This is a genomic window from Pseudomonas sp. C 49-2 (genome assembly GCF_003970195.1).
Taxonomy (GTDB): Bacteria; Pseudomonadota; Gammaproteobacteria; order Pseudomonadales; family Pseudomonadaceae; genus Aquipseudomonas; species Aquipseudomonas canadensis.
Map to the genome: position 1 here is coordinate 483,552 of NZ_RXYG01000003.1, position 14,565 is coordinate 498,116.

At 61.5% G+C, this 14,565-nt stretch carries 11 protein-coding genes; 5 read left to right on the top strand and 6 right to left on the bottom strand.

All coding sequences use genetic code 11. From position 1 onward, the window contains the following. Position 1 precedes the first annotated feature (1 nt). A complete protein-coding gene (gene mfd, locus EJ576_RS08630) occupies positions 2 to 3,451 on the bottom strand; it encodes a transcription-repair coupling factor (protein WP_126570042.1) in 3,450 nt (1,149 codons plus the stop codon). Between the two features lie 340 nt (positions 3,452 to 3,791). Between mfd and EJ576_RS08635 the strand changes: the two genes are divergently transcribed. After that, on the top strand, positions 3,792 to 5,255 hold the full coding sequence (locus EJ576_RS08635) for a glyceraldehyde-3-phosphate dehydrogenase (RefSeq protein WP_122724991.1): 1,464 nt from the start codon (positions 3,792 to 3,794) through the stop codon (positions 5,253 to 5,255). A 172-nt stretch (positions 5,256 to 5,427) separates the two neighbouring features. On the opposite strand, the gene EJ576_RS08640 is transcribed toward EJ576_RS08635, so the two are convergent. Then, a complete protein-coding gene (locus EJ576_RS08640) occupies positions 5,428 to 5,961 on the bottom strand; it encodes a chalcone isomerase family protein (protein ID WP_122724993.1) in 534 nt (177 codons plus the stop codon). Between the two features lie 234 nt (positions 5,962 to 6,195). On the opposite strand from EJ576_RS08640, the gene sthA reads away from it, so the two are divergent. Next, positions 6,196 to 7,590: a Si-specific NAD(P)(+) transhydrogenase gene (sthA, locus tag EJ576_RS08645; protein WP_126570043.1), complete on the top strand. Its 1,395-nt coding sequence runs from the start codon at positions 6,196 to 6,198 to the stop codon at positions 7,588 to 7,590. A gap of 42 nt (positions 7,591 to 7,632) precedes the next feature. On the opposite strand, the gene EJ576_RS08650 is transcribed toward sthA, so the two are convergent. Beyond that, on the bottom strand, positions 7,633 to 8,355 hold the full coding sequence (locus EJ576_RS08650) for a glycerophosphodiester phosphodiesterase (protein ID WP_016975274.1): 723 nt from the start codon (positions 8,353 to 8,355) through the stop codon (positions 7,633 to 7,635). Between the two features lie 44 nt (positions 8,356 to 8,399). Beyond that, complete coding sequence (locus tag EJ576_RS08655) at positions 8,400 to 8,978, bottom strand: PilZ domain-containing protein (protein ID WP_016975275.1); 579 nt, start codon at positions 8,976 to 8,978, stop codon at positions 8,400 to 8,402. Positions 8,979 to 9,072: 94 nt separating this feature from the next. Between EJ576_RS08655 and EJ576_RS08660 the strand changes: the two genes are divergently transcribed. The 3 genes from EJ576_RS08660 to EJ576_RS08670 all read left to right on the top strand — a co-directional run bounded on the left by EJ576_RS08660 (position 9,073) and on the right by EJ576_RS08670 (position 12,320). Beyond that, on the top strand, positions 9,073 to 10,323 hold the full coding sequence (locus EJ576_RS08660; protein ID WP_016975276.1) for a lipoprotein-releasing ABC transporter permease subunit: 1,251 nt from the start codon (positions 9,073 to 9,075) through the stop codon (positions 10,321 to 10,323). Between the two features lie 7 nt (positions 10,324 to 10,330). Beyond that, positions 10,331 to 11,014 (top strand): lipoprotein-releasing ABC transporter ATP-binding protein LolD, encoded by a 684-nt coding sequence (gene lolD / locus EJ576_RS08665; protein WP_020372622.1) that lies wholly within the window; start codon positions 10,331 to 10,333, stop codon positions 11,012 to 11,014. Between the two features lie 61 nt (positions 11,015 to 11,075). Beyond that, complete coding sequence (locus EJ576_RS08670; RefSeq protein WP_016975278.1) at positions 11,076 to 12,320, top strand: lipoprotein-releasing ABC transporter permease subunit; 1,245 nt, start codon at positions 11,076 to 11,078, stop codon at positions 12,318 to 12,320. Between the two features lie 105 nt (positions 12,321 to 12,425). On the opposite strand, the gene EJ576_RS08675 is transcribed toward EJ576_RS08670, so the two are convergent. Both EJ576_RS08675 and EJ576_RS08680 read right to left on the bottom strand, forming a co-directional pair. Next, positions 12,426 to 13,772, bottom strand: a complete 1,347-nt coding sequence (locus EJ576_RS08675; protein ID WP_122724997.1) for a heavy metal sensor histidine kinase — start codon at positions 13,770 to 13,772, stop codon at positions 12,426 to 12,428. Further along, positions 13,769 to 14,449 (bottom strand): heavy metal response regulator transcription factor, encoded by a 681-nt coding sequence (locus EJ576_RS08680; protein WP_028619430.1) that lies wholly within the window; start codon positions 14,447 to 14,449, stop codon positions 13,769 to 13,771. Before EJ576_RS08680 ends, EJ576_RS08675 begins: the two co-directional genes overlap by 4 nt. Between the last annotated feature and the right edge of the window lie 116 nt (positions 14,450 to 14,565).

A 14,565-nucleotide genomic window follows, 5' to 3' on the forward strand; every position in this document is an offset into this window, starting at 1 on the left:
TTCAAGCAGATTTCGGGATGAGGCGCTCGAACAACGCCTCCAAGGTATTAAAGCGTTCTTCGGCACGTTCCATCGGCACCATGAACTTGAACAGCGTAGCCCCTTCGAACTTGTAGCGGTTGGGCTGGCCCTGGATCAGCTTGATCAATACCAGCGGGTCCACCGGCGTTTGCGCTTCGAACTCGATGCGCCCGCCTTGCGGCCCGGCGTCGACCTTCTTGATGCCGAGCTGCTCGGCCTGCAATTTCAGCAGGGTCAGGCGCACCAGGTTCTTGGTGGGTTCCGGCAACAGGCCGAAGCGGTCGATCATCTCCACCTGCAGGTCCTTGAGGCCTTCTTCGTCGGTGGCCGAGGCGATGCGCTTGTACAGGATCAGTCGCGCATGCACGTCGGGCAGGTAATCCTCGGGAATCAACGCGGGCAAGCGCAGATTGATTTCCGGCCCGCCGCCCAGCGGTTGATCGAGGTTCGGCTGCTCGCCTTTGCGGATGGCTTTCACCGCGCGCTCAAGCATCTCCATATACAGCGTGAAACCCACCGCCTGGATCTGCCCGCTCTGGCCGTCGCCCAGCAGTTCGCCGGCGCCACGGATTTCCAGGTCGTTGGTGGCCAATACAAAACCGGCGCCCAGGTCCTGGGTGTTGGCGATGGCTTCCAGGCGCTTTTCCGCGTCGGAGGTGATCTGCTGGCGCGGCGGCGTCAGCAGATACGCGTACGCCTGGTGGTGACTGCGCCCGACGCGACCGCGCAGTTGGTGCAACTGAGCCAGGCCGAACTTGTCGGCGCGCTCGATGATGATGGTGTTGGCGCTCGGCACGTCGATGCCGGTCTCGATGATGGTCGAGGCAATCAGCACGTTGAAGCGCTTGTGGTAGAAGTCGCTCATCACCTGTTCGAGTTCGCGCTCGCGCATCTGCCCATGGCCGATGGCGATACGTGCCTCCGGCACCAGCTCGGCGAGGTCGGCGGCGCATTTCTCGATGGTCTTCACGTCGTTGTGCAGGTAGTACACCTGCCCGCCGCGCAGCAGTTCACGCAACAGCGCTTCCTTGACCGTGCTTTTGTTCTGCTCCATCACGAAGGTGCGTACCGACAGGCGGCGCGCCGGCGGCGTGGCGATGATCGACAGGTCACGCATACCAGACACCGCCATGTTCAGCGTGCGTGGAATCGGTGTGGCGGTGAGGGTGAGGATATCGACTTCACTGCGCAGGGCCTTGAGCTGTTCCTTCTGACGCACACCAAAGCGGTGTTCTTCGTCGATGATCACCAAGCCCAGGTTCTTGATCTTCACATCGTCCGACAGCAGCTTGTGGGTGCCGATCACGATGTCGATCTTGCCTTCGGCCAAATCGGCGATGGCGGCGTTCACTTCCTTGGCGGACTTGAAGCGGCTCATCACTTCCACGGTCACCGGCCAGTCGGCAAAGCGGTCGCGGAAGCTGTTGTAGTGCTGCTGGGCGAGCAGGGTGGTCGGCACCAGGATGGCTACCTGGCGACCGCCGTGCACGGCGATGAAGGCGGCGCGCATGGCCACTTCGGTCTTGCCGAAGCCCACGTCGCCGCAGACCAGGCGGTCCATGGGCTTGGGCGCGAGCATGTCGGCGCGCACCGCTTCGATGGTGGTTTGCTGGTCCGGGGTTTCTTCGAAGGCGAAGCCGGCGCTGAAGGTGGCGTAGTCGGCTTTCGGGTCGGCGAACGCGTAGCCTTCGCGTGCGGCGCGGCGTGCGTAGATGTCGAGCAGTTCGGCGGCGACGTCGCGCACCTGCTCGGCGGCTTTACGCTTGGCTTTCTGCCAGGTTTCCGAACCCAGGCGATGCAACGGCGCCAGGGCGTCATCGCTGCCGGTGTAGCGCGCAATCAAATGCAGGCTGGCCACTGGCACGTAGAGCTTGGCGCCCTCGGCGTATTCCATGGTGAGGAATTCGGCGGCCTGGTTGTCGATCTCCAGGGTCTGCAAGCCCAGGTAGCGGCCGACGCCGTGGTCGATGTGCACCACCGGCGCGCCTTCGCGCAGTTCGGTGAGGTTTTTGATCACGGCATCGTTGTTGGCGTCGGCGCGTTTTTCGCGGCGACGACGCTGCATCACGCGCTGACCGAACAACGGGCTTTCGGCGATCAGCGCCAGGGCCGGATCATCCAGCAACAGGCCTTCATCGAGCGGTGCGATGGTGATCGCCAGGCGCTCTTTGCTTTTGACAAAATCTGGCCAGCTGTCGACGGTTTTCGGGCGCAGTTTCAGGCGTTCGAGCAGTTCCAGCAGTACTTCGCGGCGGCCAGCGGATTCGGCGGTAAACAGCACGCGGCCGGGGAAGTCGCCGAGGAAGTTGGACAGCGCTTCCAGCGGTTGCGTGGCTTTGGCCTGGATTGCCAAGTCCGGCAGTGTCCCCGCCGGGAAGCGTTCGCGGCCGACACCGGTTTCCACATCCTGTTGGCTGGCGACCACGCGCGGCCAGCTTTTCAGGCGCGCGAAGCAGTCTTCCACCGGCAGGAACAGTTCGGCGGGCGGCAATAAAGGACGGGACGGATCGACGCGACGCTCTTCATAGCGGTTGCGCACGTCGTTCCAGAAGTTTTCCGCCGCTTGCTCGATACCCGGCAGCGAGAACACTTGGGTGTCCTGGGGCAGGTAATCAAACAGGGTGGAGGTTTCGTCGAAGAACAGCGGCAGGTAGTACTCGATACCGGCCGGTGTAATCCCGCTGCTCAGGTCCTGGAAGATCGGGCAGCGGCGGAAGTCCACGTCGAAGCGTTCACGGAAGCGCGCCTTGAAGCGGGTCACCGCGTCTTTTTGCAGCGGGAATTCCCGCGCAGGCAGCAGCTTGACCGAGTCGACTTTATCGATGGAGCGTTGGTTTTCCGGATCGAAGGTACGCAGGGTTTCGATTTCGTCATCGAACAGGTCGATGCGATACGGCAATTTGCTGCCCATTGGGAACAGGTCGATCAGCGCACCGCGCACCGCGAACTCACCGTGCTCGTACACCGTGTCGACGCAGCGGTAGCCACTGGCTTCCAGGCGCGTGCGCATCTGCTCCACATCGAGCTTCTGGCCGATATCCAGCACCAGGCTGCTGCCCAGCAGGAACTTGGTCGGCGCCAGGCGATGCAAGGCCGTGGTGATCGGCACCACCAGCACGCCGTGGGCCAGTTCCGGCAAGCGGTACAGGCTGGCGATGCGCTGGGAGATGATGTCCTGGTGCGGCGAGAACAGGTCGTAGGGCAGGGTTTCCCAGTCGGGGAAATGCAGCACCGGCAAATCGGGGGCGAAGAAGCTCAGCTCCTGCTCCAACCGTTCGGCGCTTTGGCTGTCGGCGGTGAGCAGCAGGGTAAAGCGCTTGGCTGCGCTGGCAGCCTCGGCGATGGCCAGGCTCAGGGCGGCACCGGGCAGGTTGCCCCAGTGCTGTTTGCCTGCCGCAGCAGGGAGTAGCGGTAGACGCAGGACGGGCACGGAAGGTTGAGCTCCAAGCGTTGCGACAAAGTCGGTAATTGTAACGGTGCGGGGCGCCGTCTGTCAGTTGCTGACTGAGCCTATTACGGTTTGTAGGAAATGTAGTGGCTAAGACAAACAATGGCGGGTTTTGACTCATTATGTAGTGCCAAAATGTACGCGTTTTTCGGAGAGTTACGGACAAGTCGTCCCGCGCGCGTCATTGATGGCCTTCTGGAACCCGCGTATTTACTGGGCTGTAGCGGGGTGTCAATTTTCCGCAAGTGGTTTTTGTTGTCCGGGGCGCATTGCTCCGGGGGCGGTCGGGCGGCATAATGTAGCCCCTTTTTTCTGCCCCTACATGTGGAAGGTTCCCGTGACTCAGAAGCCCGACCAGTGTCTTGGTGAATGGATCGACCGTGAAGCACTCGCTGAAGCGATGATTCCGCTTATCGGTCAGCTGTACCGCAATAACAATGTGGTGAGCTCGATCTATGGCCGCAGCCTGATCAACCAGTCTGTCATCGCGATTCTCAAAGCCCACCGCTTTGCGCGTCACCGTTCTGCCGACGACAGCGAACTCTCCGTCCACGAAACATTCCCACTGCTTAAAGCCATGAGCGAGCTCAAGCTCGGCGCGGCTTCGGTAGACCTGGGCAAGCTGGCCTACAAATTCCGCAAGGAAGGCGCCGGCCGTACCGCCGAGCAGTTCGTGCGTGAAGAAATGGCCGATGTGGTTGGCCAGCAAAACGCCGCTGCCCGCAAAGGCACCGACGTGGTGCTGTACGGCTTCGGTCGTATCGGCCGCCTGCTGGCCCGCATCCTGATCGAAAAAACCGGTGGCGGCGACGGCCTGCGCCTGCGTGCCATCGTCGTGCGCAAAGGCGCCGAGAACGACCTCACCAAGCGCGCCAGCCTGTTGCGCCGCGATTCGGTACACGGTCCGTTCAACGGCACCATCGTCATCGACGAAGAAAACAACACCATCACCGCCAACGGTAACCTGATCCAGGTGATCTACGCGAAGAACCCGTCCGAGGTGGATTACACCCAGTACGGCATCAAGGACGCCCTGCTGGTGGACAACACCGGCGTATGGCGTGACGCCGAGGGCCTGGGCCAGCACCTGGCCTGCCCGGGTGTGGACCGCGTTGTCCTGACCGCGCCTGGCAAAGGCAAGTTGAAGAACATCGTTCACGGCATCAACCACGGCGAAATCACCGCTGACGACAAGATCGTGTCCGCCGCTTCCTGCACCACCAACGCCATCGTGCCGGTGCTGAAGGCTGTGAACGACAAGTTCGGCATCGTCAACGGCCACGTCGAAACCGTTCACTCGTACACCAACGACCAGAACCTGATCGACAACTTCCACAAGGGCGATCGCCGTGGCCGTAGCGCCGCGTTGAACATGGTGATCACCGAGACCGGTGCTGCCACCGCTGCTGCCAAGGCCCTGCCTGAGCTGGCCGGCAAGCTGACCGGTAACGCGATCCGTGTTCCGACGCCAAACGTGTCGATGGCCATTCTCAACCTGAACCTTGAGAAAGCCGCCACCCGTGAAGAGATGAACGAGTACTTGCGCTTCATGGCGCTGCACTCCGATCTGCATAAGCAAATCGACTTCGTCAACTCGCAGGAAGTGGTCTCCACCGACTTCGTTGGCTCGCGCCACGCCGGTGTGGTGGACGCGGAAGCGACCATTACCCAGGACAACCGCGTTGTCCTGTACGTGTGGTACGACAACGAGTTCGGCTACAGCTGCCAGGTGGTTCGCGTGATGGAAGACATGGCCGGGGTCAACCCGCCTGCGTTTCCGCGCTAAGCATCAGCTGTAAATGAAAAAGCCCCGACTGGTTCGGGGCTTTTTTATGGTTGTGAGGGCCTCTTCGCGAGCAAGCTCGCTCCCACATTCGACCGGGTGTTTTCAGGGCGCGCGCGGTTAAATGTGGGAGCGGGCTTGCACGCGAAGGCGGTCGTTCAGCCAGCGCAAATCTTCAATTGAGCAACTGGGTACGCAAGCGTTCGGACAGCCCATTGGGCGCCAGCCAGAGGCTCAGGTAGGTCCTGGCAAGCTCATCGTCGCGACTGCTGAACACCACCTGCCTATTGATCTCCAAATTCAAACCACGTCCCGGATGAAAATCCAGGGCATACCGATCGCCGCTGCGGATATCGCGAAAACTGGCGTGCAGTTTGTCTATCTCGGGCTTCAACCGGGCGCTGGCCTGCTGGCGCTGCAGCGTGGCAGCGGCGGCTTTGATCACATCATTGCGGTCGATGTCACGGAAGTAGTACAGCGTCAGGCGCAGCGCTTTTTGTTGCGCCCAAGCCTGCTTGGCGCTCAGGTCGGACGGGGCATACAGCGCAGCCGCGTAGACATCCGCCCAGAGGTAGGTGAGCACCGCCTGGTTTTTCAGGGTCAGTTGCTGTGACTGCGCCGGGAAATCGGCTTGTTTCAGACGATCCGCTTCATTGGCGTGCACCGTGATCGACAGCATCAGCAATAAACAGAAAGCGACATGTCGCATAATGGCCAGTCCTGCAAAGGGGCTTGCTGGCAGTGTAATTGCAATTTCCTGATGGTGTAGTAAAGGCAAGACTGGCCTACGACGCGACCAAGGGTTAATGTTCGCGGCGTTGAGCCTTATATAGACTGTGCCCCGGTTCACACACTTGAGCCAAATTGTCCTTCATGACCGCTGGCCGCGGCATGATTTAGCCCGGCGTCCAACCGTACGCCTGGCCTGTTCTGAGGAGTACGCATGGCTGTCTACAACTACGACGTGGTGGTACTGGGTTCCGGCCCGGCTGGAGAAGGTGCGGCGATGAACGCCGCGAAAGCAGGGCGCAAGGTGGCGATGGTCGATAGCCGTCGCCAGGTCGGCGGTAACTGCACCCACCTGGGCACCATCCCGTCCAAGGCCTTGCGTCACTCGGTGCGCCAGATCATGCAGTTCAACACCAACCCGATGTTCCGGGCCATTGGTGAGCCGCGCTGGTTCTCGTTCCCGGACGTGCTCAAGAGCGCCGAGAAAGTCATCTCCAAGCAAGTCGCCTCGCGTACCGGCTACTACGCCCGTAACCGCGTCGACCTGTTCTTCGGCACCGGCAGCTTCGCCGACGAGCAAACCATCGAAGTGGTCTGCCCCAATGGCGTGGTCGAGAAGCTGGTGGCCAAGCACATCATCATCGCCACCGGTTCGCGCCCTTATCGCCCGGCGGATATCGATTTCCACCACCCGCGTATCTACGATAGCGACACCATCCTGAGCCTGGGCCACACCCCGCGCAAACTGATCATCTACGGCGCTGGCGTGATCGGCTGTGAATACGCCTCGATCTTCAGCGGCCTGGGTGTACTGGTGGAACTGGTGGACAACCGCGACCAGTTGCTGAGCTTCCTCGACTCGGAAATCTCCCAGGCGTTGAGCTACCACTTCAGCAACAACAACATCACCGTGCGCCACAACGAAGAGTACGAGCGCGTCGAAGGCCTGGACAATGGGGTGATCCTGCACCTCAAGTCCGGCAAGAAGATCAAGGCCGATGCGTTGCTGTGGTGCAATGGCCGTACCGGCAACACCGACAAGCTGGGCATGGAAAACATCGGGGTCAAGGTCAACAGCCGTGGCCAGATCGAGGTGGATGAGAACTACCGCACCTGCGTGACCAACATCTACGGTGCCGGTGACGTGATCGGCTGGCCGAGCCTGGCCAGTGCGGCGCATGACCAGGGCCGCTCGGCCGCTGGCAGCATTGTCGATAATGGCAGCTGGCGCTACGTGAACGACGTGCCGACCGGGATCTACACGATTCCCGAGATCAGCTCGATCGGCAAGAACGAACACGAACTGACCAAGGCCAAGGTGCCTTACGAAGTGGGCAAGGCGTTCTTCAAGAGCATGGCGCGTGCGCAGATCGCCGGTGAGCCGCAAGGCATGCTGAAGATCCTGTTCCACCGTGAAACCCTGGAAGTCCTCGGCGTGCATTGCTTCGGCTACCAGGCGTCGGAGATCGTGCACATCGGCCAGGCGATCATGAGCCAGCCGGGTGAACTGAATACCCTGAAGTATTTCGTCAACACCACGTTCAACTACCCGACCATGGCAGAAGCCTATCGGGTAGCGGCCTACGACGGCCTCAACCGGCTTTTTTGAGCGGCTCCGGCCGGTGGCCTGAGCCGGCCGGGGAGACCGATTTCAGTAATTCCCGAGGGTGGCAGTGGCCAAACCGGGAAAGTCTGTAATCAGGCTATCTACGCCGAAGTCGGCGAGCCTGCGCATCAGCGCGGGTTCGTTGACGGTCCACACGGACACGTGCAAGCCCTGGCGCTGGGCTTTTTCCAGTCGCTCAGGGGTGCACAGCGTCCAGTTCAACGCCAGAATCTCACACCCGTAGTTTTGCGCGACCTTCAGCGGATCGAGCCAGGCGTATTCCGCCACCAGTCCGCGTGACAGGTCGGGAGTGAGTTCAACTGCGGCTTTCAGTACTTCCCGCGAACTTGAGGTCACGGTGACCTTGTCCATCAGCCCGAAACGCACGGCCATTTCACGAATCGCCAGCACGGTGGTGGCGGCGCGGGTGCGCGAGGCGCTTTTGACTTCCAGTTGCCAGTGATCGAAGTCGCACTTTTCGAACAGTTCTTCCAGACGCGGAATCGGGCACGGCTTGACCCAGCCCGGACCGCCTTTGCGTGCGTCCATCTTCACCAGGTCGGCCGCTGAATACTCTACGACTTTGCCGCGCCGGTCGGCGGTGCGCTTGAGGGTCGGGTCGTGGATGACCATGAGCTCGCCGTCCATGGACAAGTGCAAATCCAGTTCGCAACGGCGTACACCGTGCTTGAGGCACTCCTGGAAGCTGGTCAGGGTGTTTTCCGGTGCTTCGCCTTTGGCACCGCGGTGGCCGTAGATCAGGGTCACAGTTGCTCCTTCGCGCCAGGATAGCTGGCGTAGTGAATACGAATTCAGATGTCGTCGTTTTGTTCCCGCGCCAGGCGCCGTTCCTGGGCCTGTTTCTGCAGGATGTAGCGCGCCAGCAGTTGGCGTTGGGCGTCGGTCATGGCTTCGAATTCCGTGCCGACATCAAAGCCTGCGCCTTTGGGGTCGCAATGGGTGACGCGCGCGCGCAGCAACAAGCCGAGCGCTTGTGGCATCAGCACCAGCTTGACCGCCAGGTGTGCGCCGGCCGGCAGGGGCGTGGGGTGTTGGAAGTCGATGCCACCTTCGGAAATGATCACCGGTTGCGGTGCGCCGACCTCATCCAGGAGGCCGCGCGCCATGATCTGGCTGAGCAGGTCCAGGCGTTTGTTCTGCACGCGCAGGAAGGCGGCGAGGGTGCGATCCTTCTCGCTGAGCTGGCGCAGCAGGTGCTGGGCTTCGAATTCACTCAGGTGCAATTCACTGAGTAAATTGAACAGCGGAGAATCATCCAGCAACACTTCCTTGCTCGCCGCCTCGGGGGCAGACAGGCTTTTGATTTGAAGTGCGATCATGTCGTCGATACGGTAGTATTCGCGGCGTTCTTCTTCATCTAATGTCGACATGGCGAACCCCAGCTAGCGGTAATGGTCAGAGTGTAAAGCTGCTTACCAGACCCCGCCACCGGGACGTCTTCTTTTCCTCCGAACAAGCCCCGACATGTTCAGACCTCTCTTCGTATTTATTGGCACGCGTTATACCCGTGCAAAGCGTCGCAATCATTTTGTGTCGTTCATTTCCCTGACCTCGATGATCGGGCTCGCCTTGGGCGTGGTCGTGATGATTGTGGTGTTGTCGGTGATGAACGGCTTCGATCATGAGATGCGCACCCGCGTGCTGGGCATGGTGCCCCACGCGACCATCGAGGGCGATGCGCCCATCAGTGACTGGCAAAGCCTGGCCGACAAGGTCAAGCAGAACCCCAAGGTGCTGGCCGTCGCGCCATTCACCCAGATGCAGGGGTTGCTGACCAATGACGGCAAGGTGCAGAAGATCCTGCTCAATGCCATCGACCCTGCCCAGGAACGTAATGTCTCGATCATCGACAAGTTCATGCTGCAGGGCAAACTTGACGACCTGGCGCCCGGCAGCTTTGGCATCGTCATCGGCGACAAGGCCGCTGCCAAGCTCGGCGTGGGCCTCGGCGACAAGCTGACCTTCGTCGCGCCGGAAGTCACCGTAACCCCGGCGGGCATGTTCCCGCGCATGAAGCGCTTTACCGTGGTTGGCACTTTCCACGTCGGCGCCGGCGAGATCGACGGCTACCTCGGCCTGACCAACCTCACCGACCTGGCGCGCCTGCATCGCTGGCAGCCGGACCAGGTGCAGGGCCTGCGCCTCAAGTTCGCCGACCTGTTCGATGCGCCACGCGGCGCCTGGGAAATCGCCCAGCACCTGGGTGAAAGCCAGTACTACGCCCGCGACTGGACTCGTACCCACGGCAACCTCTACCAGGCCATCCGCATGGAAAAAGCCATGATCGGCCTGCTGTTGCTGCTGATCGTCGCTGTGGCGGCCTTCAACATTATCTCCACGCTGGTGATGGTGGTGAACGACAAGAAGGGCGATATCGCCATCCTGCGCACCCTCGGCGCCACGCCGGGGCAGATCATGGCGATCTTCATGGTGCAAGGCACCGTGATCGGCGTGGTTGGCACCTTGATCGGTACGGCGGTGGGCATTCTTGCCGCGCTGAACGTCAGTGCCGCCATCGCCGGCCTCGAAACCCTGATCGGCCACAAGTTTCTCAACGCCGACGTCTACTTCATCGACTACTTGCCGTCCCAGGTTCAGGCCCAGGACGTGTTGATGGTAGGCGGCGCTGCGTTGGTCCTGAGTTTCCTTGCCACCCTGTATCCAGCCTGGCGCGCGGCACGTACCCAGCCAGCACAGGCCTTACGTTATGAGTGAATCGGGCATGAGTGAAAAAGCAATCCTGAGCTGCCGCGACCTGGGCAAATCCTACGAGGAAGGCCCGGAGTCGGTAGTGGTGCTGTCCAACCTGCAACTTGAGCTACACCCGGGCGAGCGCGTGGCGATCGTCGGCAGTTCCGGTTCCGGCAAAAGTACCTTGCTGAACCTGCTGGGCGGCCTTGATACCCCGTCCCAGGGCAGCGTGTGGCTGGCCGGTGAAGAACTGTCGGCCCTCGGTGAAAAGGCTCGCGGCCAGTTGCGCAACCGTTCGCTGGGTTTTGTATACCAGTTCCACCACCTGTTGCCGGAGTTCACCGCCCTGGAAAACGTGTGCATGCCACTGCTGATCGGCAAGACCGCGATCCCGGAAGCCCGCCAGCGCGCTAAAGCACTGCTGGAGCGCGTCGGCCTCGGCCATCGCCTGGAGCACAAGCCGGCCGAGTTGTCCGGCGGCGAGCGCCAGCGTGTGGCCATCGCCCGCGCCTTGGTGAACAACCCTGGCCTGGTGATGCTCGATGAACCCACCGGCAACCTCGACTCCCACACCGCCCAGGGCATCAAGGACTTGATGCTGGAACTGAGCACCCAGATGCGCACCGCGTTCCTGGTGGTGACCCATGACATGAGCATGGCCCGCCAGATGGACCGCGTGCTGCACCTGCAGGAAGGTCATCTGGTCGCCATCTGACCCGTTTCAAGCCCGGTGTTTCAAGCGCCGGGCTTTTTCATTTTTTCAACGGTGCCCGCGAATGTTCAGACCGTTATCGATTTTCATCGGCACGCGCTATACCCGCGCCAAGCGCCGCAACCGTTTTGTCTCGTTTATCTCGATGACCTCGATGATCGGCCTCGCCCTGGGCGTGTTGGCGATGATCGTGGTGTTGTCGGTGATGAACGGCTTCCAGCGCGAAATGAGCTCGCGCATCCTTGGCATGGTGCCTCACGCCACCATCGTCGGCGTGAACCCGATTGACGATTGGCAGCCGGTGGCTGCTGCCGCGATGAAGAATCCGGAAGTGACTGCCGCCGTACCTTTCACGCAGATGGACGGCATGTTCTCCTACAAGGGCGCCATGCAGCCGATTGAGATCAGCGGCATCGACCCGGCGCAGGAAGGCAAGGTGTCGATCGTGGCCCAGCACATCGTGCGCGGCAGTCTGGAAGACCTGAAACCCGGCGAGTTTGGCGTGGTCATCGGCGACATCACCGCCCGGCGCTTTCGTCTGAATGTGGGCGATAAAGTGACCCTGATCGTGCCGGAAATCAGCACTGCACCGGGCGGTATCACCCCGCGCATGCAACGCTTGAACGTGGTGGGCATTTTCAAGGTCGGTGCCGAGCTGGATGGCTCCATGGCGATGATCCACATGGCCGACGCCGCAGAGATCCAGCATTGGCAGCCGAACCAAGTACAAAGCGTGCGCCTGGCGGTGAAAGACTTGTACGCGGCCCCCAAGGTCTCGTCGGACATCGCCGCCAGCCTGGGCACTGCCTACAAGCCTGACGACTGGACCCACACCCAGGGCAGCCTGTTCAGCGCGATGAAGATGGAAAAGACCATGATCGGCCTGTTGTTGCTGATGATCGTCGCCGTGGCCGCGTTCAACATCATCGCCACCTTGATCATGGTGGTGAACGACAAGGGCGCGGATATCGCGATTTTGCGCACCATCGGCGCGACGCCTCGACAGATCATGGCGATCTTCATGGTGCAGGGCACGGTGATCGGTATCGTCGGCACCTTGATCGGCGGCGTATTGGGCGTGATTGCCGCGCTGAACGTGAGTGAGCTGGTGGGCTGGGTCGAGCGGGTCACCGGGCAGCATATCTTCAGTTCGGACGTGTACTTCGTCAGCAACCTGCCTTCGGAGCTGCAGGGTGGGGATGTGCTGCTGATCTGCACGGCCGGGTTTGTGTTGAGCTTTCTGGCGACGCTGTACCCGGCGTATCGGGCGGCGAAAATTGAGCCGGCGCATGCCCTGAGATATTCGTAAGCCTTCTGGCCGCCATCGCAGGCAAGCCAGCTCCCACAGATTGATCTGTGGATACATTCCAATGTGGGAGCTGGCTTGCCTGCGATGGGGCCGGCCCAGCCTGCATCAATCCCTCTTAGGTAACTCGATCACAAACCGGGTCCACCCCGCCTCAGATTCACCATAAATCCTCCCCCCATGCGCCCGCACAATCGACTGGGTAATCGCCAGTCCCAATCCCGCATGCTCACTGCTGCCTTCATGGCGCGCAGGGTCCGCTCGGTAGAACCGGTCAAACAACCTCGGCAGCAACTCCGCTGCAATACCATCCCCGGTGTTCTCCACTGAAAGCCTCACCCCATCCTCTATCCGCACACGCACTTCGCCACCCGGCGGAGTAAACCGCAACGCGTTATCCAGCAAGTTTGACAAGGCCCGGCGCAGCATCCCGCGATCACCCGCCGTAATGGCCGCGCCCTCTCGAACCAGGCTGACCTGTCCGTCTTCCGCCAGCAGTGCAAAAAACTCCAGTAGCGCGTCCACTTCATCCGCCAGCGCCAAGGTTTCGCGCTTGGGCATCAGCAGGCCGTGATCCGCCTTGGCCAGGTACAACATGTCATTGACCAGTTGTGCCATCCATTGCAGCTCTTCCAGGTTGCTGTGCAATGCCTCGCGGTAATCCTCCAGCGGGCGCGGCTGGGTAAGGATGACCTGGGTCTGGGTCAGCAGGTTTGACAGGGGCGTGCGTAGTTCATGGGCGATGTCGGCGGAAAACGCCGAAAGGCGCTGGAAGGCGTCGTCCAGTCGTCCGAGCATGGCGTTGAAGGCCTGGGCCAGGTCGGCCAGTTCCGTGGGCATTTCCTGCTGAGGCAAACGTTGGGTCAAGGAGTGGGCCGACACACTGGCGGCCACTTCGCCCATGCGTCGCAGTGGCCGCAACCCGCTGCGGGCGGCCCAGGCGCCGAGCAGGGCGGTCGCCAGGGCTGACAGGCCCACAGTGAGCCAGATCAGGTGCTGCATGCGCTGCAAAAAGTGCTGATGGTGGGTAATGTCGAGCATCAGGCTCAGTTGCGGCGAGTCGGGTTGGCCTGCCCTCAACGGCGCGTTGTAGACCCGGTAGTCGGTGTCGGCGTTTTGCAGGCTGTGCAGGCCGGGCGCGTCGGGCAAGGTCACGCTTGGCGCATCGTCCAGCCAGCGTTCGCCGGCGGCGGTGATGCGCAGGGTAAGGTCGGGCTGGCGACTGAGTTCGGTGCGCAATTGCGCTTCACGCCGGGCGAAGGCCTCCGGCGAGTCGACGCCCTGTAAGGTGCTGCGCAGCGCCACCAGTTTGCTATCGAGTTGTTGCTGGTCCAGCTCAATGAAGTGCGCCTCGCTCGCGCGATTGAACAGCACACCGGCGATCAGCGACACCACCGCGGTGCAGGCGGCAAACAGCAGCGCCAGGCGGCTGGCCAGGGACAGGCGCTTGATCAATTGACGCGCTCCTCCAGCACATAACCCATGCCGCGTACGGTGTGGATCAGCTTGTTGGGGAAGTTGTCGTCGACTTTCAGACGCAGGCGGCGGATCGCCACTTCGATGATGTTGGTGTCGCTGTCAAAGTTCATGTCCCACACCTGGGAGGCGATCAGCGATTTGGGCAGCACTTCGCCTTGGCGGCGCAGCAGCAGTTCCAGCAGGGAGAACTCCTTGGCGGTCAGGTCGATGCGCTGGCCGTCCCGTTCGACGCGGCGGCGGATCAGGTCCAGGCGCAGATCGGCCAGTTGCAACGCGGTTTCCTGCGGTGTGCTGCTGCCACGGCGCAGTAGGGTGCGCACGCGGGCTAATAATTCGGAAAACGCGAAGGGCTTGACCAGATAATCGTCGGCGCCCAGTTCCAGGCCATGCACGCGGTCTTCCACGGCGTCGCGGGCGGTGAGGAACAGCACCGGAATGTCCATGCCGGCACTGCGCACCGCCTGGAGGATCTGCCAACCGTCGCGGCCCGGCAGCATCACGTCGAGGATCAACAGGTCGTAGTCGCCGGTCAACGCGAGGTGCTGGCCGCTGGTGCCGTCGGCCACCAGTTCGGTGGTAAAGCCCGCCTCGGCCAGGCCCTGGCGCAGGTAGTGGCCGGTTTTAGGTTGGTCTTCGACGATCAGCAGTTTCATGGGCGGCTCTTGGCAACGGTGGACGACGGCTTTATACCTTGAGTGCCAGGGCAGGGGAGCAACCTGACAAAGTTGTAATCTAGCAGTCAGCTAGCTGGCAGCGGCGCAATCTTAGA

What these genes read in the sequence shown, in the direction of transcription:
- EJ576_RS08635 (WP_122724991.1), top strand. Translation starts at nt 3,792, where the DNA reads ATGTGGAAGGTTCCCGTGACTCAGAAGCCCGACCAGTGTCTTGGTGAA.
- EJ576_RS08640 (WP_122724993.1), bottom strand. Translation starts at nt 5,961, where the DNA reads ATGCGACATGTCGCTTTCTGTTTATTGCTGATGCTGTCGATCACGGTG.
- sthA (WP_126570043.1), top strand. Translation starts at nt 6,196, where the DNA reads ATGGCTGTCTACAACTACGACGTGGTGGTACTGGGTTCCGGCCCGGCT.
- EJ576_RS08655 (WP_016975275.1), bottom strand. Translation starts at nt 8,978, where the DNA reads ATGTCGACATTAGATGAAGAAGAACGCCGCGAATACTACCGTATCGAC.
- EJ576_RS08660 (WP_016975276.1), top strand. Translation starts at nt 9,073, where the DNA reads ATGTTCAGACCTCTCTTCGTATTTATTGGCACGCGTTATACCCGTGCA.
- lolD (WP_020372622.1), top strand. Translation starts at nt 10,331, where the DNA reads ATGAGTGAAAAAGCAATCCTGAGCTGCCGCGACCTGGGCAAATCCTAC.
- EJ576_RS08670 (WP_016975278.1), top strand. Translation starts at nt 11,076, where the DNA reads ATGTTCAGACCGTTATCGATTTTCATCGGCACGCGCTATACCCGCGCC.
- EJ576_RS08680 (WP_028619430.1), bottom strand. Translation starts at nt 14,449, where the DNA reads ATGAAACTGCTGATCGTCGAAGACCAACCTAAAACCGGCCACTACCTG.